General features: G+C 60.8%; 13 protein-coding genes. 12 read left to right on the forward strand and 1 reads right to left on the reverse strand.

Translation table 11 applies throughout. The features are described 5' to 3' along the window. Nucleotides 1-11 precede the first annotated feature (11 nt). The 12 genes from QRN36_RS11515 (at nt 12) to QRN36_RS11570 (ending at nt 17,144) form a co-directional block, all read left to right on the forward strand. Nucleotides 12-1,451 (forward strand): sigma-54 dependent transcriptional regulator, encoded by a 1,440-nt coding sequence (locus QRN36_RS11515; protein ID WP_285424192.1) that lies wholly within the window; start codon nt 12-14, stop codon nt 1,449-1,451. A gap of 776 nt (nt 1,452-2,227) precedes the next feature. After that, nucleotides 2,228-3,625 (forward strand): polynucleotide adenylyltransferase PcnB, encoded by a 1,398-nt coding sequence (locus QRN36_RS11520; protein ID WP_285424193.1) that lies wholly within the window; start codon nt 2,228-2,230, stop codon nt 3,623-3,625. 4 nt (nt 3,626-3,629) lie between these two features. After that, nucleotides 3,630-4,112, forward strand: a complete 483-nt coding sequence (folK, locus tag QRN36_RS11525; RefSeq protein WP_285424194.1) for a 2-amino-4-hydroxy-6-hydroxymethyldihydropteridine diphosphokinase — start codon at nt 3,630-3,632, stop codon at nt 4,110-4,112. 374 nt (nt 4,113-4,486) lie between these two features. Beyond that, nucleotides 4,487-5,287 (forward strand): 3-methyl-2-oxobutanoate hydroxymethyltransferase, encoded by an 801-nt coding sequence (gene panB, locus QRN36_RS11530; RefSeq protein WP_285424195.1) that lies wholly within the window; start codon nt 4,487-4,489, stop codon nt 5,285-5,287. After that, the gene (gene panC / locus QRN36_RS11535) at nt 5,284-6,135 is read left to right on the forward strand and encodes a pantoate--beta-alanine ligase (protein ID WP_285424196.1); all 852 of its coding nucleotides are present in this window, start codon (nt 5,284-5,286) and stop codon (nt 6,133-6,135) included. The genes panB and panC overlap by 4 nt, the downstream gene beginning before the upstream one ends. Nucleotides 6,136-6,436: 301 nt before the next feature. Beyond that, nucleotides 6,437-8,101, forward strand: coding sequence for a glucose-6-phosphate isomerase (pgi, locus tag QRN36_RS11540; protein ID WP_093469219.1), 1,665 nt, complete (start codon nt 6,437-6,439; stop codon nt 8,099-8,101). 147 nt (nt 8,102-8,248) lie between these two features. Further along, nucleotides 8,249-10,186, forward strand: a complete 1,938-nt coding sequence (gene acs / locus QRN36_RS11545) for an acetate--CoA ligase (RefSeq protein WP_285424197.1) — start codon at nt 8,249-8,251, stop codon at nt 10,184-10,186. A gap of 50 nt (nt 10,187-10,236) precedes the next feature. After that, nucleotides 10,237-11,106, forward strand: a complete 870-nt coding sequence (locus tag QRN36_RS11550) for an oxygenase MpaB family protein (RefSeq protein WP_285424198.1) — start codon at nt 10,237-10,239, stop codon at nt 11,104-11,106. Nucleotides 11,107-11,339: 233 nt separating this feature from the next. Beyond that, nucleotides 11,340-12,518: an acetyl-CoA C-acetyltransferase gene (locus QRN36_RS11555; protein WP_093469210.1), complete on the forward strand. Its 1,179-nt coding sequence runs from the start codon at nt 11,340-11,342 to the stop codon at nt 12,516-12,518. Between the two features lie 225 nt (nt 12,519-12,743). After that, nucleotides 12,744-13,760 carry a class I SAM-dependent rRNA methyltransferase gene (locus QRN36_RS11560; RefSeq protein WP_285424199.1) on the forward strand — a complete coding sequence of 339 codons (1,017 nt, stop codon included), beginning with the start codon at nt 12,744-12,746 and terminating at the stop codon, nt 13,758-13,760. 111 nt (nt 13,761-13,871) lie between these two features. After that, nucleotides 13,872-16,826: a DUF748 domain-containing protein gene (locus QRN36_RS11565; protein WP_306470345.1), complete on the forward strand. Its 2,955-nt coding sequence runs from the start codon at nt 13,872-13,874 to the stop codon at nt 16,824-16,826. 48 nt (nt 16,827-16,874) lie between these two features. Continuing rightward, nucleotides 16,875-17,144: a DUF2845 domain-containing protein gene (locus QRN36_RS11570; protein WP_093469202.1), complete on the forward strand. Its 270-nt coding sequence runs from the start codon at nt 16,875-16,877 to the stop codon at nt 17,142-17,144. 197 nt (nt 17,145-17,341) lie between these two features. Here the strand turns inward: QRN36_RS11570 and QRN36_RS11575 are convergent, their stop codons facing one another. Further along, complete coding sequence (locus QRN36_RS11575) at nt 17,342-19,021, reverse strand: methyl-accepting chemotaxis protein (RefSeq protein ID WP_093469199.1); 1,680 nt, start codon at nt 19,019-19,021, stop codon at nt 17,342-17,344. Nucleotides 19,022-19,034: the final 13 nt, after the last annotated feature.

The following is a 19,034-nucleotide window of genomic DNA, read 5'->3' on the forward strand; positions in this document are numbered from 1 at the left end:
GAATCGAATCAATGCCTCACATTTTGATCGTCGAAGACGAAACCATTATCCGATCTGCCTTGCGTCGTTTGCTGGAACGCAATCAGTACCAGGTCAGTGAAGCCGGATCCGTGCAGGAAGCTCAGGAACGTTTCAGCATCCCGTCGTTTGATCTGATCGTCAGCGACCTGCGCCTGCCGGGCGCCCCGGGCACTGAGCTGATCAAGCTGGGTCAGGGCAAGCCGGTGTTGATCATGACCAGCTACGCCAGCCTGCGCTCGGCCGTGGATTCGATGAAAATGGGCGCGGTGGATTACATCGCCAAGCCGTTCGACCACGACGAAATGCTCCAGGCGGTCTCGCGTATCCTGCGCGACCGCCAGACCGTGCAGAGCATTCAGGCCGAGCGGGCCACTGCCGCCAAGGCATCGGCCAGCGACAAAGCGGGTCCTGACAACAGCAATGGCGAGATCGGCATCATCGGCTCGTGCCCGCCGATGCAGGATCTGTACAGCAAGATCCGCAAGGTCGCGCCCACCGATTCGAACGTGTTGATTCAAGGTGAATCGGGGACCGGCAAGGAGCTGGTTGCACGTGCCCTGCACAATCTTTCTCGCCGGGCCAAGGCGCCGATGATCTCGGTCAACTGTGCGGCCATTCCTGAAACGCTCATCGAGTCCGAACTGTTTGGTCATGAGAAAGGTGCGTTCACTGGCGCCAGCGCGGGTCGCGCGGGTCTGGTGGAAGCGGCGGATGGCGGAACGCTGTTCCTCGACGAAATCGGCGAGTTGCCTCTCGAAGCTCAGGCTCGACTGCTGCGCGTGCTTCAGGAAGGTGAGATCCGCCGGGTCGGTTCTGTGCAGTCGCAGAAGGTCGATGTCCGCCTGATCGCCGCCACCCACCGTGATCTGAAAAGCCTGGCCAAGGTCGGGCAATTCCGAGAAGACCTTTATTACCGTCTGCATGTCATCGCGCTGAAGCTGCCAGCGTTGCGAGAGCGCGGGGCCGACGTGAATGAAATCGCCAACGCGTTCCTTGCACGGCAAAGTGCCAAAGCCGGGCGGACTGATCTGCGATTCGGCCCGGACGCCGAACAGGCCATTCGTCACTACGCCTGGCCGGGGAACGTGCGGGAACTCGAGAACGCCGTGGAGCGCGCGGTGATTCTGTGCGAAAGCCCGGAAATCTCCGCAGACCTGCTGGGCATCGACATTGAGTTGAGCGACCTGGACGTCGAAGAATTCATCGGTCTGGCGCCGCAGGCGGCCAACTCGGCGAGTTCAACGGCGCATGAGCCGACCGAGGATCTGTCTCTGGAAGATTACTTTCAGCACTTCGTTCTCGAGCATCAGGACCACATGACCGAGACCGAGCTGGCACGTAAGCTCGGTGTGAGCCGCAAGTGTCTGTGGGAACGTCGTCAGCGTCTGGGCATCCCGCGCCGCAAGACCGGAGTGGCCAGCGAAACCTGACCGTAACACCCATCGCAAGGCTCTGGCACGCGGCACACCGGGCTTGTGAAAAAACTGTTACCTCACATGCAGGACGTAACAAAAGCCGGGGCGTACGGTAACGAATCCCCGGCTTTTTTTCGGCCTCGAAAAATAGCGTCAATTTGCCACACCCCCGAAAACAAAGGCCTGTAGCTAATTTCGCAAAAGTTGGCACAGGTCCTGCTATATCTATTCGTACAAGAACAACAAAAATCAGTCACCCGTAAAACAACACAATAAAAACAAGACGAATCGACTCACGCATAACAAGAACAACACGGCGGAGGCGCAGCTAACTGATTCTTTTGGAGAGGCGTTGCATTTGGGACTTGTCCCGCAACCAGGCCGAGAACAACAAAAAACTACCCTAAGGTAGAGCCTGAACTGGTTGGATCGATTGATCACTGCAGCACAGCGACCAAAGCAATCCGTTTGCTCTTGACTCCCGATTGGGAGGTTTCACAGGCGAAAGCCGTGAATTGGGCGCTCAACAAAAACAAAAAGCCCAACAGACAATAAGAATAAGAGCACGCACTTTGGGGGAGCTTCGGCTCCCCCAGTAGCTTACAAGACATCCTCCTCGCATCCGGCGCCACGCCAGCTTCACTTTCCCCTCCCGTTTCATCCCATACACACCGCTTCAGACGGCCTTCGCGCAGCGTCCTACACCATCCCTCGACTAAATGCTAGAATCCCCGCCCATCGTGCGGTCATTCTTCGAAATTGGCCGAATATTCCTTCAAACAGTGCATCCCATGCTGAAGAAGCTGTTCCAGTCATTCCGTTCCCCTCTGCGCAAGCCGCAGCAACACACGCGCACAACGCCCGAAGTGCTCAGCAGCAGCCAGCATTCGTTGCAGCGCACACAGTTCAGCCGTTATGCCGTGAGCATTGTCGAGCGTCTGCAGAACGCCGGCTATCAGGCCTACCTGGTCGGTGGTTGCGTACGCGACTTGATGCTGGGCATCACGCCGAAAGATTTCGACGTCGCCACCAGCGCCACGCCTGAGCAAGTCCGTGCCGAGTTCCGTAATGCGCGCATCATCGGCCGTCGCTTCAAGCTTGTTCACATCCATTTCGGTCGCGAAATCATCGAAGTGGCCACCTTCCGCGCCAATCATCCGCAGGATGACGAAGAAGAGGACAGCAATCAGTCCTCGCGCAATGAGAGCGGCCGGATTCTGCGCGACAACGTGTATGGCACGCTTGAAGAAGACGCGCAGCGCCGCGACTTCACCATCAACGCCCTTTATTATGATCCGATAACCGAGCGCGTACTGGATTACGCCAACGGCGTGCACGATATCCGCAATCGTCTGATCCGCCTGATTGGCGACCCGCAGCAGCGATACAAAGAAGACCCGGTGCGTATGCTCCGAGCAGTCCGTTTCGCGGCCAAGCTGGATTTCGGAATCGAGAAACACAGCGCTACACCGATCCGGCCGCTGGCGCCGATGCTGCGGGATATTCCCTCGGCGCGTCTGTTTGAAGAAGTGCTGAAGCTGTTCCTGTCGGGTTACGCCGAATCCACGTTCGAGATGCTGGTCGATCTGGAGCTGTTCGATCCCTTGTTCCCTGCCAGCTCCAAGGCGCTGGAGTACAACCCGACCTATACGCATACGCTCATCAGCGAAGCCTTGGCCAACACCGACCTGCGGGTTCAGCAGAACAAGCCGGTAACGCCTGCTTTCCTGTTCGCTGCGTTGCTGTGGCCTGCCCTGCCGGCTCGCGTGTTGCGTCTGCAGGAACGCGGAATGCCGCCGATCCCGGCCATGCAGGAAGCTGCGCACGAGTTGATCGCTGAGCAGTGCCAGCGCATTGCGATTCCCAAACGTTTCACGATGCCGATTCGTGAAATCTGGGACATGCAGGAGCGCCTGCCACGTCGCTCCGGCAAGCGTGCCGATCTGCTGCTGGACAATCCACGCTTCCGCGCCGGCTACGACTTCTTGCTGCTGCGCGAAACTGCGGGCGAGGAAACCGACGGGTTGGGCGACTGGTGGACTGAGTATCAGGACGCCAACGATGCCGGACGTCGGGACATGATTCGCGATCTGGGCAGTAAGTCTGAAGCGACCGGACAGGGGCCGCGCAAGCGTCGCCGCAGCGGGGGCGGCAAGCGCAAACGCGCTGGCGCCGACGCATCGGAATAACACCATGACGGAACGCGTGTATATCGGTCTGGGCAGCAACCTGGCCGATCCCGCCGAGCAGTTGCGCGACGCGATCAAGGCATTGGCGCAATTGCCAGAGACGAGCCTGTCGGGCGTTTCCTCTTTTTACGTCAGCGACTCGCTCTTGCCGGGTCAGCCGCGCTATACCAATGCGGTGGCTGGGCTCGACACCTTGCTGGATCCGTTGACGTTACTCGATGGTTTGCAGGCGATCGAGAACGATCAGGGCCGCGAACGCCTTGAGCGCTGGGGCCCGCGTACGCTTGACCTGGACATCCTGCTGTTTGGTGACCGCCTCATCGACGAGCCCCGCCTGAAGGTGCCGCACTATCACATGCACGCCCGTGCGTTCGTGCTCTATCCGCTGGCCGAACTGGCGCCGGGGATCACCCTCGCCGACGGCCGCGCGCTGGATGACTTGCTCACCGCCTGCCCGTTCGAAGGCCTGGAGCGGCTGTCGGTCTAGCAGCCCATCGCCCTTAGGAGCGCGGCTGCCTGATATTTCGAGTGACGGGCCTTGCGACTGCTTCGCGCCAGGTCGTCGGCCGGGCCACGCGCCTGCATGATCGCGGGCACATCGCATTTCTGCCTCTGGCGTTGCGATCGTGGCGGTCGCGGGCATACAGCAGGCTTCGGTAACATCCTGACCCAACCGGTAACACCCGGAATTGACTTCCCGCCCCCTCCTCACGAAGATAAGCGTCCCGAAGCCGGACTCCCGGCCACAAGGCGCGGAACAGGTCTTTGCAAACATCGCGCAACGACGATGTGCCTGAGTTCCAGGAATGAATCACGCGTTGCTCGCCGTAGTGTTCACAGCGCCTGAATGAGGACTTTTTCATGCCAGATATCACCGTTACGTCCCTGCTGGGCCTGAAGCAAAAGGGGGAAAAAATCACCATGCTGACCTGCTACGACGCAACCTTCGCCCATGTCGCCAGTCAGGCGGGTGTCGAGGTGCTGCTGGTCGGCGACTCGCTGGGCATGGTTCTTCAGGGGCACGACAGCACCTTGCCGGTCACCACGGCCGAAATGGCTTACCACGTCGCCAGCGTCAAACGCGGCAATCAGGGTGCGCTGATCCTGGCCGACCTGCCGTTCATGTCCTATGCCACCGCCGAGCAGACCTTCGCCAACAGCGCGATGCTGATGCAGGCCGGCGCGCACATGCTCAAGATCGAGGGCGCGGCGTGGCTGGCCGATTCGATTCGTCTGCTGGCCGAGCGCGGCATTCCGGTGTGCGCGCACATGGGCCTGACGCCGCAAGCGGTGAACGTGCTGGGCGGTTACAAGGTTCAGGGCCGTCAGGAAGCGCAGGCGCGGCAGATGCGAGCCGATGCCATCACGCTGGAGCAGGCGGGTGCAGCGATGATTCTGCTGGAATGCGTGCCCAGCGAACTGGCGCAGGAAATCACCCACGCCGTGAAAATCCCGGTCATCGGCATCGGCGCCGGCAGCGCCACCGATGGCCAGGTGCTGGTGTTGCACGACATGCTCGGCCTGTCGATCAGCGGCCGCGTGCCTAAATTCGTGAAGAACTTCATGACCGGTCAGGCTGATGTTCAATCGGCTATCAGCGCCTACGTCAGTGCAGTCAAAGACGTCAGCTTCCCCGCCCCAGAACACGGATTCTCGGCATGAACACAGTCAAGACAGTGCGCGAGCTGCGCGCAGCCGTCGCTCGCGCCCGCGGCGAAGGCAAGCGGATCGCGCTCGTTCCAACCATGGGCAATCTGCACAGCGGCCACATTGCGCTGGTCAAGAAAGCCGCTCAGCGTGCCGACTTCGTGGTGGCGAGCATTTTCGTCAACCCGCTGCAGTTCGGTCCCACCGAGGACCTGGCCACCTATCCGCGCACGTTGGCCGCTGATCAGGAACAACTGCTGCAAGCCGGTTGCCACCTGCTGTTCACCCCGACAGTTGAAGAGATGTACCCGCACGGGATGGCCGATCAGACCATCGTTCGCGTTCCGGTTGTCTCGGAAGGCCTGTGCGGCGGCAGTCGCCCGGGGCACTTCGACGGGGTTTCGACGGTGGTCAGCAAGCTGTTCAACATGGTCCAGCCGGACCTTGCGATCTTCGGCCAGAAAGACTTCCAGCAACTGGCGGTGATCAGCGCGATGGTTCGCGACCTGAACATGCCGATCCAGATCATCGGCGAGCCGACCGTGCGGGCCACCGACGGCCTGGCGTTGTCTTCGCGAAATGGCTATCTGACTGAAACCGAGCGCGCCGCGGCACCCACGCTGTATCGGGTCATCAGGCAGATCGGCGACAGCCTGCAAAAGGGCGAAAAGAATCACGCGCTGCTGCTGGACGAGGGCAAAAAGGCACTGGAAAGCGTGGGCATGCGCCTCGATTACCTTGAAATACGTCAGGCAACGAGCCTGCGCCCTGCGATGCCTGCGGATCAGGATCTGGTGATACTGGCCGCAGCGTTTCTGGGCAAGACCCGGCTGATCGACAATCTTCACCTGATCAAGGAATAACGCGCAGTACACTGGTATTCGCAACTATGCTCACCAACCCCGGGGGTGAGCGTGTGAATGGGTGCCGCGCATGCTCTATATGGCGCCAGGCAATGAACTTAGCCCCACCAGCAATGCCATACCGGTACAGTTCGTCCGAGAAAGGCGACTTTACCTTGTGAGAAAAAGTACCGAGCAAAGGTAAAGCGAGGCGCAGACATCGGCGTTGCCGGGGATTAGTCTCTGACGTATTAACGAATTCGTGTCCACCTGGCTTTTCAGTGTCCAAAAAGGCAGTTCAAGTACAAGGAAACCCGCAGCGATGGCGTACTACCGCACTCCCCATGACGTCACTACCCTGCCCGCCTGGCAGGCGCTCACCGATCACCGCAAAGCCATGCAGAACTTCAGCATGCGCGACGCATTCAACGAAGACCCGCAGCGTTTCAACGACTTCACCCTCAGCAGCGCCGGGCTGTTCCTCGACTACTCGAAAAACCTGATCAACGCCGAGACCCGTCAACTGCTGGTCAATCTGGCCAATGAAGTCGGTCTGAAGGACGCGATCAAGGCGCAGTACGACGGCGAACCGGTCAACTCCTCGGAAAACCGTCCGGCGCTGCACACCGCACTGCGTCGTCCAGTAGGCGACAAATTGCTGGTCAACGGCACCAACGTGATGCCCGAAGTGCATAAAGTGCTGAACCAGATCACCGATCTGGTCGGCCGCATTCACGACGGCCTGTGGCGCGGTTACACCGAGAAGCCGATCACTGACGTGGTCAACATCGGCATCGGTGGCTCCTTCCTCGGCCCTGAACTGGTGTCCGAAGCGTTGCTGTCCTACGGCCAGAAAGGCGTCCGCTGTCACTATCTGGCGAACATTGATGGCACCGAGCTGCACGAACTGACCGCCAAGCTGCGCGCCGAGACCACGTTGTTCATTGTCTCGTCCAAAACGTTCAGCACGCTGGAAACCTTGAAGAACGCCACCGCCGCTCGCGCCTGGTACCTGGCGCAGGGCGGTTCGGAAGCCGAGCTGTACCGTCACTTCATTGCCGTGTCGAGCAACAATGCCGCCGCCGTGGCATTCGGTATTCGCGAAGAGAACATCTTCCCGATGTGGGACTGGGTTGGCGGCCGTTATTCGTTGTGGTCGGCCATCGGTCTGCCCATTGCCCTGGCCATCGGCATGTCCAACTTCAAGGAGCTGCTGTCCGGTGCCTACACCATGGACCAGCATTTCCTGAACGCCGACTTCGAGAAGAACATGCCCGTTCTGCTGGGTCTGCTTGGCGTCTGGTATGGCAATTTCTGGGGTGCTCAAAGCCACGCGATCCTGCCCTACGACCATTACCTGCGTAACATCACCAAGCACTTGCAGCAGCTGGATATGGAATCCAACGGCAAGAGCGTTCGCCAGGACGGTGTACCGGTCAAGACCGATACCGGCCCGGTGATCTGGGGTGGCGTGGGTTGCAACGGTCAGCACGCGTACCACCAGTTGCTGCACCAGGGCACGCAGTTGATTCCGGCCGACTTCATCGTGCCGATCGTGAGCTTCAACCCGGTCTCGGATCACCATCAGTGGCTGTACGCCAACTGTCTCTCGCAGAGTCAGGCGCTGATGCTGGGCAAGACCCGCGAAGAGGCTGAAGCCGAACTGCGCGCCAAGGGCATGCCGGAAGACGAAGTGCAGCGCGTCGCGCCGCACAAGGTCATTCCGGGCAACCGTCCAAGCAACACGATCGTGTGCGAGCGCATCAGCCCTCGCCGCCTCGGTGCGCTGGTCGCCATGTACGAACACAAGGTCTTCGTACAGAGCGTGATCTGGGGCACCAACGCCTTCGATCAGTGGGGCGTGGAATTGGGCAAGGAGCTGGGCAAAGGTGTTTACAGTCGCCTTGTCGGCACCGAAGAAACTCCGGCCGAAGACGCGTCGACTCAAGGCCTGATCAATTACTTCCGCGGTCGTCACCGCGGCTGATCGGCCCGCTGCTGCACCTCGAAACCCGCCCCCTCGCAAGAGGCGGCGGGTTTTGTGTTGATGGGGGGTGACGCGCCCGGATCCTGAACCCTGAGGAGTCCGACTACTCTGATGACATGACGAGCCCACAAGAAAAAAGGAGACGCCATGTTCAATCTCAGCGATTTCCCACACGCCGACGCGACACGCAAAGCCGCTCAGTTGAGCGCCGACGATTACCAGCGGATGTACCGCCAATCCGTAGAAGAGCCTGATGCCTTCTGGGCCGAACAAGCGAAGAAATTCCTCGACTGGTCAGCCCCATGGGAGCAGGTCCAGCAATATGACCTCACGACCGGCGCGGCTTCCTGGTTCAAGGGCGGTCAGTTGAACGTCAGCTACAACTGCATCGACAGGCATCTTCCTACGCGCGGCGATCAGGTGGCGATTGTCTGGGAGGGCGACAATCCTGCCGAGTCTGCCGAAATCACTTACAAGAAACTCCACCATAACGTTGCCCGCCTGGCGAATGTGCTCAAAGAGCGCGGGGTCAAGAAAGGTGATCGGGTCTGTATCTACATGCCGATGGTCCCCGAAGCGGCTTACGCGATGCTCGCCTGCACACGCATTGGCGCCGTGCATTCGGTGGTGTTCGGCGGATTCTCACCTGACGCACTTCGCGACCGCATTCTGGACGCCGACTGCCAGACCGTCATCACCGCCGATGAAGGCGTGCGCGGCGGTAAATACATTCCGCTCAAGCAGAACGTCGACAAGGCGCTGCAGAGCTGTCCGAACGTCAGTACGGTGCTGGTGGTGCAGCGCACCGAGGGCGAGGTGGACTGGGTCGAGGGCCGGGACGTCTGGTATCACGAGGCGCTGCACGGCATCAGCGACGACTGCCCGCCAGAACCCATGGACGCAGAAGATCCGCTGTTCATCCTGTATACCTCCGGCAGTACCGGCAAACCCAAGGGCGTGCTGCACACCACGGCCGGCTATCTGTTGCAAGCGGCGCTGACTCACAAATACGTGTTCGATTACCGGGAAGGCGAGATCTACTGGTGCACCGCCGACGTCGGCTGGGTCACTGGCCACAGCTACATCGTCTACGGCCCACTGGCGAATGGCGCCACCACGCTGATCTTCGAGGGCGTACCGAATTACCCTGACACCTCGCGTTTCTGGCAGGTCATCGACAAGCATCACGTGAATATCTTTTACACCGCGCCGACTGCCCTGCGCGCCCTGATGCGCGAAGGTCCGGAACCGCTGAAGGCCAGCCGCCGGGACAGCCTGCGCGTACTCGGCACGGTGGGTGAGCCGATTAACCCGGAAGCGTGGGAATGGTATTTCCACGAGGTAGGAAAAGAGCGCTGCCCCATCGTCGACACATGGTGGCAGACCGAGACCGGCGGCATCATGCTCACCCCATTGGTCAGCACCACACCGCTCAAACCGGGCTGCGCTACTCAGCCGATGTTTGGCGTACAACCTGTTCTGCTTGACGAAAAGGGCAAGGAAATCGAAGGCGCCACCAGCGGCCTGCTGGCCATCAAGGCCAGTTGGCCGGGGCAGATTCGCGGCGTGTATGGCGATCAGAAACGCATGATTGAGACCTACTTCAAGCCGTACCCCGGTTATTACTTCACCGGCGACGGCGCGCGCCGCGACAGCGACGGGCATTACTGGATCACCGGACGCGTGGACGACGTGATCAACGTTTCCGGGCATCGCATCGGCACCGCCGAGGTTGAAAGCGCGCTGGTCCTGCACGATGCCGTCGCTGAAGCAGCCGTGGTCGGTTATCCCCATGACGTCAAAGGCATGGGCATTTATGCGTTCGTGACGACCATGGCCGGCATCGAGCCGAGCGATGCACTGCAAAGAGAACTGCGGGAACTGGTCAGCAAGGAAATCGGCAGCTTTGCCAAACCCGAACTGATCCAGTGGGCCCCGGCCTTGCCGAAAACCCGCTCCGGGAAGATCATGCGCCGCATCTTGCGCAAGATCGCCTGCAACGAACTGGACAGTCTGGGGGATATCTCCACCCTGGCGGACTCCAGTGTCGTGGAGGGTCTGATCGACACGCGTCTCAACCAATAGCGAACGCGCGCCTGCAGGCTCGGCGTTCCCTCCACGATCACCGGGTCTGCATGGAATTTATCCGCACACGCATCGAAACCCAGGTCATGAGCATGACAGGCCTGGCCCTGGGTCAGCTGGACATGGAAAACCCCAAAGGCGATCCCGGCCTGTTCGGGCCACAGGCGGTGTGCTGGCAGGTGCATGGCGACTTTCCCAGCATGCTGATCGGTGGCATCTGCGCCCTGATGCTGCAAATGCTGCATCCCCGCGTACTGGCGGGCGTTTGGGATCACTCCAATTTCCGAGAGGACATGATGGGACGGCTGCGGCGCACCGGACAGTTCATTTCCGGCACGACGTTTGGCTCGACCCAGGATGCCAACTGGCTGATCGACAAAGTGCGCGGCATTCATGCGCAGATCCGCGGCACCGCGCCAGACGGCAGCCCGTATGCCGCCGATGATCCGCAGCTGCTGACGTGGGTGCATGTGGCCGAGGTCAGCAGCTTCATGGCCGCGCATCTGCGCTATCTCAATCCGGACCTTTCATTGCAAGATCAGGATCGGTACTACGCCGAAACCGCTGTCGTGGCCGAACGTCTGGGCGCGCGAGACGTGCCGCGCTCCTCGCAGGAAATTGCCGCTTACCTGCAGCGAATGCGTCCGCAGCTGCTGTGCGATGAACGCACCCGCGAGGTGCTGAGCATTCTGCGCAACGCCCCGGCGCCCAGCCGTATGGCCAGGCCAATGGGCAATCTGATGATGCAGGCCGGTATCGAGTTACTCCCGGCCTGGGCCAGCGGCATGTTCGATATCCAGATGAGCGACTTCAAGCGCAGACTGATCCGCGCCGGTGTGAGCCGTACCGCGCCCGTGCTGCGCTGGGCCGTGCGCAACGCTTCGGTTCATCGGGCCAGACGCCGGATGGGAGTCGCTTGATTCGCCCGACGACCACACCTCGATTGCGGGAGCACGCTCACTCGACAGGCGCCGCTGAAGCCTTGGGGAATGTCGTGGAACGTGAGGCTGTCCCGCGTGAAGCAAAACGACAGAGGGCTTAAATTACCCCCGTCATTCATGCCACCATGTGCGCCCTTGATTCCGCCGTGCCGGACATCCCGCTCAACGCGAACGAACCCGGCGCCAGACCCACAACAATGAGGATTCGTACCATGCAAGACGTCGTAATCGTTGCCGCGACCCGGACCGCGGTCGGCAGTTTCCAGGGCTCGCTGGCGACCATCCCGGCCGTTGACCTCGGTGCGGCGGTCATCCGTCAGTTACTGGCACAGACCGGGCTGGACGGTGCGCAGGTCGACGAAGTCATCATGGGACAGGTCCTTACCGCGGGCGCCGGGCAGAACCCTGCGCGCCAGGCCGCGATCAAAGCCGGCCTGCCGTTTGCTGTTCCCGCGATGACCCTGAACAAGGTCTGCGGCTCCGGCCTGAAAGCGCTGCACCTGGCCACTCAGGCCATTCGCTGTGGCGACGCCGACGTGATCATCGCAGGGGGTCAGGAGAGCATGAGTCTGGCCAATTATGTCCTGCCGGGCGCGCGAACCGGTCTGCGCATGGGCCACGCCACCATGGTCGACACGATGATCAGCGACGGTCTGTGGGACGCCTTCAACGATTACCACATGGGCATCACCGCCGAAAACCTGTCGGAAAAGTACGACATCAGCCGTGAGGCGCAGGACGCTTTCGCGGCGGCGTCGCAACAGAAGGCTGCCGCCGCCATCGAAACCGGGCGATTTGCCGACGAAATCACTCCGATCCTGATCCCTCAGCGCAAGGGTGACCCGATCGCCTTCGCCACCGACGAACAGCCGCGCGCAGGCACCACCGCCGAATCGCTGGCCAGGCTCAAACCGGCTTTCAAGAAAGACGGCACGGTCACGGCCGGCAATGCCTCCTCGTTGAACGACGGCGCCGCTGCAGTGATCCTGATGAGCGCGAAAAAAGCCGAAGCGCTGGGCCTGCCGGTGCTGGCGCGAATCGCGGCATACGCCAATGCCGGTGTGGATCCGGCGATCATGGGCATCGGCCCGGTGAGCGCCACGCGCCGCTGCCTGGACAAGGCAGGCTGGTCGCTGGATGAACTGGACCTGATCGAAGCGAACGAGGCCTTCGCCGCACAATCCTTGTCGGTGGGCAAAGAGTTGGGCTGGGACATGGAGAAGGTCAACGTTAACGGCGGCGCCATCGCCATTGGCCACCCGATCGGTGCATCGGGCTGCCGTGTGCTGGTGACGCTGTTGCACGAAATGATCAAGCGCGACGCCAAGAAAGGCCTCGCGACCTTGTGCATCGGTGGCGGCCAAGGCGTCGCCCTGGCGCTGGCTCGGTAATTATCCGCGCCGGCGACACCCGAACGATTGCGCGTGCCGGTTGGTTCGCGGCACGCCCCCTGCAGCCGATGCACGGTCATCGGCTGCAATCCCGCCTCGGAACGGGTTCGCGCTCTTACGACTCTCTAAGCCGATTGATGCTGCCTGCGCCGTTGCTTGCCAATAACACCGGCAGGACCAAACTGCTAAACTGGCGCGCCTTATTCCTGCCCCAAGGCGCCGCGCATGTCTTCGTTGAATCAGGCGCTCAGCGTCGCCCTCGATAACCGTCAATCCCTGCTCGCCGAACTGCACGCTCAAGGCACTGACTGCTATCGCCTGTTCCACGGCAGCCAGGAAGGCGCCGGCGGCCTGACAATCGATCGCTACGGCCCGCAGTTGTTGGTGCAGAGCTTCCACAACAGCCTGGATCGCGAGTCATTGCTGGCGCTGCACGAGGCGGTCAATGCACGTCTGGACCTGGAGCTGATGCTGGTTTACAACGACCGCTCGCAAGGCAATTCGCGGATCGATCGCAACGACGCGGTGTACAAGGCGGACGAGGCCGCGCTCGAGGATCTGATCGGCCATGAATGGGGCTTGAATTACCGGGTTCGCGGTCGTCACGCCGGGCAGGATCCGCTGCTGTTTCTCGACCTGCGCAACGCCCGGGGCTGGGTCAAGGAACACGCCAAAGGGAAGCGTGTCCTCAACCTGTTCGCCTATACCTGCGGCGTTGGCTTGAGCGCAGCGGCTGGCGGGGCGCGCGAGGTGTGTAATCTGGACTTCGCCGAAGGCAATCTGGCGGTGGGGCGCGAGAACGGGTTACTCAATCCGCAGCTGCCGACGATGCAATTCATTCAGTCCGACTACTTCCCGGCGATTCGCCAACTGGCGGGCTTGCCCATCGCATCCCGCCGCGGCCAGAAACTGCCTGCGTACACCCGCCTCGAACCGCGTCAGTTCGACCTTGTATTGCTTGACCCGCCAGCCTGGGCGAAGAGCGCATTTGGTACCGTGGATCTGCTGCGTGACTACCAGAGTCTGCTCAAACCTGCGTTGCTGACCACCGCTGACGATGGCGTGCTGATCTGCTGCAACAACCTGGCGAAGGTGAGCATGGATGACTGGCGCGATCAGGTCCTGCGTTGCGCGAGCAAGATCGGCCGTCCGGTGCGCGACTGCCAGGTGCTGGCGCCCGGCGCCGACTTTCCGTCACAGGACCAGCAGCCGCCGCTTAAGACATTGATCCTGCAACTCTGATTACCCACCGAACGGATAGAAATTTCCCACAAGCATTGAGGCGATCGACTTCGGAACCAGATTGGCGTGCCATACTCCAAGCACCTCCCATCGAGAGAGTCGGCGACCTACATGCCCAACGGATTGAAACGCGCCATCGGCGCCTTGCTGGCCGTCTTCGCAATCTACAGCTTGCTGGGGTTTCTGATCCTGCCGGGCATTGCGTTGCGGGTGATCAATCAACAACTGGCCAATTACGCCACGGTTCCGGCGCGAGTCGAACGTCTGGAGCTCAATCCCTACAGCCTGAAAGTGACGCTGTGGGGCCTCAATATCGGTGCGCCCGGCAAGGAGGAGATTGGTTTCGAACGCCTGTACGCCGACCTGCAGATCGACAGCCTGTGGACCAAGGCCCTGCACCTCAAGGCCGTGGAACTGGACAAGCCCAAGACCGAACTGCTGTTCTCTAAAGACGGCACGCTGAACCTGGCGGGCCTGTTCAAGTTGCCGCCCAGCGAACCCGCCAAGCCGGACGAGCCGCCCTCGAAGCCGTTCCCACTGCGAATCGATGAAATCAAACTGGCTGACGGTTATGTGCACTTTCAGGATCTGCGCCCCACCGAGCCGATCGAGTTTCTCTACGACACGTTGAATTTCGAGCTGAAGAACCTCAGCACGCTGCCCGAGGACAATGCCGACATGACGCTGGTCGCCGCCGGCCCCGAAGGCGGGCAGATCGACTGGGTCGGGCGAATCAGTCTGGTGCCGATCACCTCCGAAGGCACGCTCAAGGTTACCGACGGCAAGATGAAAGTCTGGTGGCCGTACGTGCGCGACGCGCTGCCGTTGGTGCTGAAAGACGGCGTACTGAACTTCAATACCCATTACAAATTGAGTCTGGCCAAAGAAACCGAGCTGTTGCTGGACAACACGTCTTTGAGCGTCGCGCCTTTCGCCATCGATGCGCCTGATGGTCGGCCACTGGCCCGCCTGAAGAACCTTGAGGTGAGCGACACGTCCATCGATCTGGCCAGGCAATTGGTCAGCGTCGGCAAGATTCGCAGTCAGGGCCTGGAAACCTGGGCCGCGCGGGAGCCTGACGGGCAGCTCGACTGGCAGAAGCTTTTCGCCAGTCAGCCGTCCAAGGCTCAGGCCAAAAAAGACGAGGCGGCGAAGCAGGAACCGGCCACCGCTACGGGCACCGAGACCACTGCCAGACAGGAATCCGCAGCACCGGGCAAGCCGTGGCAGGTGCTGTTGCGCGACACCCAACTGCGCGACTACCGCATCCATCTGGCGGACAAAGTGCCGAAGGAACCCGTTGCGCTGGACCTTGGGCCGTTGAATCTGGACATGACGGGCTTCGACAGCCTCAATCAATCGCCTTTCAAGCTGAAGCTCGATACCGGGCTGGGCAAACAGGGCAAGCTCACCGCCGAGGGCGAAGTCAATCTGGCGCCCGTTCGCGCGAAGCTCAATGTCACCACCCGCGACATCGACCTGCGGATCGCACAGTCTTACGTGACGCCGTTCATCCGCCTGGAAGTGCGCAGCGGCATGCTCAACACCGATCTGGCAGTCGACCTCAAGAGCACCGAACCACTGGCGCTCGGCATCACCGGCAAAGCCCAGGTCGACCAACTGCACACGCTCGACACGCTGAAATCGAGGGATTTCGTGAAGTGGCAGCGCGTCAACGTCGAGGGCGTTAACTTTGAGCTCGGTGACAGCCTCAACATCGCCGCGATCAACCTGGAGCAACCTTACGCCCGCTTCGTGATTGCCGATGACCGCACCACTAACATCGACGACCTGCTGATTCCGCAGCCTGCCGACAAAGCCCCTGCAGCGCCCAAGGCGAAAGCTGCGTCTGCCGACAAACCGATGGCCATTCACATCGGCGAGGTCAACATCAACAACGGCTCGGCAAACTTCGCCGACTTCAGCCTCACACCGAATTTCGCGACCGCCGTCCAACAACTCAACGGCAAGATCGGCACCCTGGACAATCGTCAGGACAAGCCTGCGCCAGTGGACATCAAGGGCAAGGTGGATCGTTACGCGCCGGTGACCATCAAAGGGGCGCTCAATCCCTTCAACCCGCTGGCGAGTCTGGACATCGCCACCAGCTTCAAACGTGTCGAACTGACGACGCTTACGCCCTACTCCGGCAAGTTCGCAGGCTATCGAATTCGCAAGGGCCGCCTGAACCTGGACCTGCATTACCTGATCACCAAGGGCCAACTCAAGGCGGAAAACAAGGTTGTGGTGGAGCAGTTGCAGCTCGGTGAGAAGGTCGACAGTCCGGATGCGGTGAATCTGCCGCTCAAGCTCGCCATTGCCCTGCTCAAGGACGTGGATGGCAAGATTTCGATCGAGCTGCCGGTGACCGGCGATCTCAACAACCCACAGTTCAGCGTCATGCCGATCGTCTGGCAGACCCTGCGCAATCTGGTGGTGAAGGCGGCTGCCGCGCCGTTCAAGTTCATCGGTGGACTGATCAGCGGCGGTGGCTCTGAAGACTTGGGCACTGTGGCGTTCGCACCCGGTTCGGACGATCTGAGCAGCGACGCGCAGGCATCACTGGACAAACTGGCCAGCGCACTCAAGGAGCGTCCGGCGCTGCGCCTCGAGATCGAAGGCACCAGCGCCGAGGCCAGCGACGGTCCGCTGATTGCTCAGCAACGTCTGGAGCGTGAGTACCAGAGCACCTATTACAAAATCCTTCAGCGCCGTGGTGACAAGGTGCCGGCGCAGGCAAGCGACCTGCAAGTGCCGGACGACGAGAAACCACCGATGCTGGAAGGCATTTACCGCACGCGCCTCAAGCAGCAGCCACCGGCGCAGTGGGTTGATCTGGGCAAGGAAGAACGTCAGAACAAGATGCGTGATGCTGTGCTCAAGTCGTGGAGTTCCAGCGCGCTGCTGCTGCGTCAGCTTGGACAGGCGCGCGCCGGCAGCATCAAGGACTATCTGGTGGACAAGGGACAATTGGCCGATGATCGGGTCTATTTCGTTGACGCAAGCCTTGGCCAGCCGGAAAAAGACGGCCGCGTTGTGAGCCCTTTGCACCTGGATAGCGAGTAATTACTTTTGAAGAATGTGCGTACGAGGATAGCGATCGTTCTCGGTTTGATGGCGTCGACCGGTTTGGCTCACGCCGACACGCTGCGCTGCGGCAGCCAGTTGATCAGCGAAGGCGACCGTATGTTCGAAGTCCAGCAGAAATGCGGCCAGCCGGTCAGTCAGGACATCATCGGCTACAAGGAAACCGTCAACCATTTCCGGCAGGTGGATCAGGTGCAGGTTCAGGAATGGATCTACGGCCCGAACAACGGGATGTATCAGTACCTGCGGTTTGAAGGTGGCAAGCTGGTGGAAATCAACAGCAAGCGGGGCAAATAGCACCGTTCGAAAACCTAGGCGCTTGCTCGCGAAGACAGGTTTCCAGACGCCACATTTTCACAGCATGAACCGGCCTTTTCCCGGCTGAAGCCGGTCCTGCAGCGGCTGCAAGTTTTTCGTAGGACCGGCTTTAGCCGGGAAGGCGTCGAGCGTTTCAAGAATCGCGGCGTCTCCCGCCCCCGCAAATCGCGCTATTTTCAGATCCTGAATTGTTTCACCAGTCCACCCAGACGATCGCCCAGGGCGGTCAGGCTGCGTGCGGTTTGTGCGCCGCCTTGCGCGTCGTCGGCGACTTCGTCCACGGCCTGGGCGATCTGCGTCATGCTGCGGCTGATCTCTTCCGCCACAGCGGTCTGTTCCTCGGAGGCGCTGGCAATCTGTGCGTTCATGTCGTTGATGGTTTCGATCAACTGGCCAATTGCATCCAGCGACGTGCCGGCTTCGTTGGCGAGTTCACCGGTTGTCTTGCCGGTGTCGCTGGAGCGACTCATGGCGACCACGGCGTCCTGCGCGCCACGTTGCAGCGAGCTGATCATGTCGTGGATCTCCTGAGTGCTTTGCTGGGTGCGGCTGGCCAGCGCGCGAACTTCGTCGGCGACGACAGCAAAACCACGCCCGGCATCACCCGCCCGCGCCGCTTCGATGGCCGCGTTGAGCGCCAGCAGGTTGGTCTGTTCGGCAACCGAGCGAATCACATCCACCACCGTTGCGATGGATTGCACATCCTGACGCAGGTGATCGAGCGACGAACTGCTCGCGCCTATTTCACCAATGAGCGCATGAATGCTGTCGATGCTTTTGTTGACGACCGTCTTGGCATCCAGCCCGACATCGCTGGTTTTGCGCGCGGCCTGGGAGGCGCCCTGCGCGCTGATCGACACTTGATGCGCCGCCGAGGACATCTCGTGAATCGCGGTGGCGACCTGATCGGTTTCCTGCCGCTGGCGGCCCATCGCCTCCTCCGACCGTTGCGCCTGAGACGACATGTCGCCCACCAGGCTGTTCAACTGCCCGGTCATCTCGGCAATCTGGCGAACCAGCCCGTGGATCTTCTCCACGAACTGGTTGAACGACCTGGAAAGCGCGCCCAATTCATCATTGCCGCTCTCAGGAAGACGACGCGTCAGGTCGCCGTCGCCGGCGGCGATGTCGTCCAGATTTTGTTTGATCACCAGCACCGGCTTGACCAGGCCGTTGCCGAGCACCAGCCCGACGAGCGCGACGATCAAGAGAAACACCGCGATGATCGCGACGATCAGCGCGGCAGAAGAGCCGATGCGGCTTTGCGTGGACTGCGCGATGGCAGCGACCTGATTATCGATGTCGTCCAGGTTGGCCTGCGTGCCAAACGCCAGGTCCCACTTCTGCAGGTATGAGGTGTAGCCCAGTTTGGGAATCGGTTTGTCGCTGCCCGGCGTCGGCCAGTCGTAGCGGAAGAAATGAGTGCCGTCTTTGGCCTTGTCGACCAGGCCACGGATGACATAAACGCCATTGGCATCCTTGGCGTCGGAAAAGTTCTTGCCGATGTCGAGGTCCTTGTCGGACCAGAACACGCGCACGTAAGACGAGTTGTAACCGAAGAAGTAACTGGCCTTGTCGTACTGCAGGCTCTTCAGGACTTTGAGCGCGCGATCACGAGCGTCCATGTCGCCAGGCGCGGAAGCGTCGTAGATCGGCTTGATCGCCGCCTCGCCGATCTGCTGATAATTCTTCAGCGACAGTTTGCGTTCCTCAAGCAGCAGCGCGCGAGTTTGCTCCACTTCCTGAGTGGCGAGCTTTTGCAGCACGACCCAGGTGATGCAGCTGATGACCGCAGCCAGCAGCAGGCTCGGGATGATGGCAAGGAGAATGACCTTGCGGCGTAGATTCAACGTCACGACTATTTCCTTG

Origin of the sequence: Pseudomonas sp. efr-133-TYG-103a, from assembly GCF_030209235.1 — a bacterium.
Lineage (GTDB): Bacteria > Pseudomonadota > Gammaproteobacteria > Pseudomonadales > Pseudomonadaceae > Aquipseudomonas.

What these genes read in the sequence shown, in the direction of transcription:
- QRN36_RS11515 (WP_285424192.1), top strand. Translation starts at nt 12, where the DNA reads ATGCCTCACATTTTGATCGTCGAAGACGAAACCATTATCCGATCTGCC.
- QRN36_RS11520 (WP_285424193.1), top strand. Translation starts at nt 2,228, where the DNA reads ATGCTGAAGAAGCTGTTCCAGTCATTCCGTTCCCCTCTGCGCAAGCCG.
- folK (WP_285424194.1), top strand. Translation starts at nt 3,630, where the DNA reads ATGACGGAACGCGTGTATATCGGTCTGGGCAGCAACCTGGCCGATCCC.
- panB (WP_285424195.1), top strand. Translation starts at nt 4,487, where the DNA reads ATGCCAGATATCACCGTTACGTCCCTGCTGGGCCTGAAGCAAAAGGGG.
- panC (WP_285424196.1), top strand. Translation starts at nt 5,284, where the DNA reads ATGAACACAGTCAAGACAGTGCGCGAGCTGCGCGCAGCCGTCGCTCGC.
- pgi (WP_093469219.1), top strand. Translation starts at nt 6,437, where the DNA reads ATGGCGTACTACCGCACTCCCCATGACGTCACTACCCTGCCCGCCTGG.
- acs (WP_285424197.1), top strand. Translation starts at nt 8,249, where the DNA reads ATGTTCAATCTCAGCGATTTCCCACACGCCGACGCGACACGCAAAGCC.
- QRN36_RS11550 (WP_285424198.1), top strand. Translation starts at nt 10,237, where the DNA reads ATGGAATTTATCCGCACACGCATCGAAACCCAGGTCATGAGCATGACA.
- QRN36_RS11555 (WP_093469210.1), top strand. Translation starts at nt 11,340, where the DNA reads ATGCAAGACGTCGTAATCGTTGCCGCGACCCGGACCGCGGTCGGCAGT.
- QRN36_RS11560 (WP_285424199.1), top strand. Translation starts at nt 12,744, where the DNA reads ATGTCTTCGTTGAATCAGGCGCTCAGCGTCGCCCTCGATAACCGTCAA.
- QRN36_RS11565 (WP_306470345.1), top strand. Translation starts at nt 13,872, where the DNA reads ATGCCCAACGGATTGAAACGCGCCATCGGCGCCTTGCTGGCCGTCTTC.
- QRN36_RS11570 (WP_093469202.1), top strand. Translation starts at nt 16,875, where the DNA reads ATGGCGTCGACCGGTTTGGCTCACGCCGACACGCTGCGCTGCGGCAGC.